Genomic DNA, 1,943 nt, shown 5'->3' with positions numbered 1-1,943 from the left:
TCCGAATACATGGGCCGATCCGGATTTCAGTAAGAATCCTGAAGCCGGCTTCCACTTCGTGATGAAGCATATCTCCGCTTAAAGGCTTTCCGGCGCGGGCGCGCACTTCACCGGCCTGCGCTCTTCGGAGAGCGGCCTCCGACGCGTCGTAAGACGTGCAAACGCCTGAGTTCAATGCTTCTCCGAAGTAGCGCGACGCATGCCCCAGTCACCGAGGCAGCGAACACTTCCGCGACTGACAGGCGTCCGCGCGCATCGTGCCGGAAAACAGAAACCGGAACAATGCGTTAAGATTCTGGTTTTGAACAATTTTTTCCCGAAAGTCGGAGACCAACTTTCGAGATGATGCCTTAGAAGCCGGACCTGCAGTCGCCGACCAGCCGCCGGACGAAGCCCACGCAGGCGTCGAGTTCGGCGCGTGTGACGTATTCGTCGGCCCTGTGGGCGCGGGCGATGGAGCCCGGCCCGATCACCACCGCCGGCACGCCGCCGAGCCGCTCGAACAGCCCGCCCTCCGTGCCGTACGAGACCTTGGCGTGGCCGTTGCGGCCGGCGAGCCGCTTGGCCAGGGTCACGATCGGCGCCTCCGGGTCGGTGTCGAGGCCCGGATAGTCGATGAGCGGCTCGACCGCGACGCCGCAGGCCGGATCCCCCGTCCGCATCAGCGGCGCCAGGGTGTCGGTGGCGTAGGCGATCGCCGCGGCCGCCAGCGCTCCGGCATCGTCCGCGCCGATCGCCCGGTACTCGAAGTCCACGCTGCAGGCATCCGGCACGATGTTGAGCGCCGTGCCGCCCCGGACCACGCTCGACAGGCCGGTGGTGTGCGGCACGTCGTAGAGCGGATCGCGGGCGCCGTCCCGGGCGAGCGACTCCGCGGACAACCGGACATGCTCGATGAACCGGGCGGCGTATTCCACGGCGTTGACGCCCTGGGGCGCCAGGGCCGAGTGGCTGGCCTTGCCCCGGAAGGTGACGCGGGCGGCCGCCTTGCCCTTGTGGCCGACCACCACGTCCATCCCGGTGGGCTCGCCCACGAAGCAGCCGAGGGGCCGCGGCACGCGCTCCAGCATCCGCGCGATCAGCGGCCGCACCCCGAGGCAGCCCACCTCCTCGTCGTACGAGATCGCGAGATGGATCGGGGTCGCGAGGTCCGCCGCGACCATCTCGGGCAGGAGCGCGAGGCAGACCGCCAGGAAGCCCTTCATGTCGGAGGTGCCGCGCCCGTAGAGCCGGCCCCCCTCCTCCCGCAGGGTGAATGGGTCCGACGACCAGGGCTGGCCGTCGGCCGGCACCACGTCGCTGTGGCCGGAGAGCACGTAGCCGGGGCGGTCCTCGAACGGGCCGACGCTGACGAGCAGCGCCGCCTTCAGGCCGGTCGGATCCGGCACCCGCTCCACGGCCGCGCCGTGGCCACGGCAATAGGCCTCCGCCCAGTCGATCAGCGGCAGGTTCGAGCGGGCGCTCACCGTGTCGAACGCGACGAGCGTTTCGAGGAGCGCCACCGGATCGGGCGCGTCGGAGGGAGGCGGGGCGACGATCTGCGCGGGCTCGGTCATGGATGGCGCGTCATGGATGGGGTCCTGCAACCGCGCGAATCGTCCGGCGGGGGGATCCGGATGCGTACGGGGTTTTTGGGCGTTCCGGAGGCCCGAGGCAACGCCCGGCGGGCCCCGCGGAACCGGAGGGGCGTGGGTGACGTAGCTGCCGGTGACGGCCCCTGAGGGCCGCTCCCCGTGGAGCCCGAACCATGCAAGCCGGTCCCGTCCCGATCCTCGCCGCCCTGCTGCCGGCGACTCTGCTGCTGGCCGTCCCGGCCGAGGCGCGCCCGCAGGCCGGGCGGCCGCATCACCGCACCGTATCCGACATGGACAGGACCCTCGCCCGCATGGCGGCGCGCGCGCGGCCACATTGGCGGGTCTGGCAGCCGCCGCGCCCGCCCGCGC

The 1,943-nt window shown here is 71.0% G+C and carries 1 protein-coding gene and 1 pseudogene; one reads left to right on the top strand and one right to left on the bottom strand.

Translation table 11 applies throughout. The features are described from left to right. Nucleotides 1-350: 350 nt before the first annotated feature. The gene (gene argE / locus AC1DXK_RS30890) at nucleotides 351-1,556 is read right to left on the bottom strand and encodes an acetylornithine deacetylase (protein ID WP_457108600.1); all 1,206 of its coding nucleotides are present in this window, start codon (nucleotides 1,554-1,556) and stop codon (nucleotides 351-353) included. 191 nt (nucleotides 1,557-1,747) lie between these two features. Here argE and AC1DXK_RS30885 point away from each other — a divergent pair. Next, nucleotides 1,748-1,943: pseudogene (locus AC1DXK_RS30885) on the top strand (hypothetical protein); the annotation flags it as partial.

This window comes from Methylobacterium sp. P3_A11 (genome assembly GCF_056403155.1).
Note: the sequence above shows the minus strand (reverse complement) of the source record. Positions and strands in the feature narration are given on the sequence as shown.

What these genes read in the sequence shown, in the direction of transcription:
- argE (WP_457108600.1), bottom strand. Translation starts at nt 1,556, where the DNA reads ATGACCGAGCCCGCGCAGATCGTCGCCCCGCCTCCCTCCGACGCGCCC.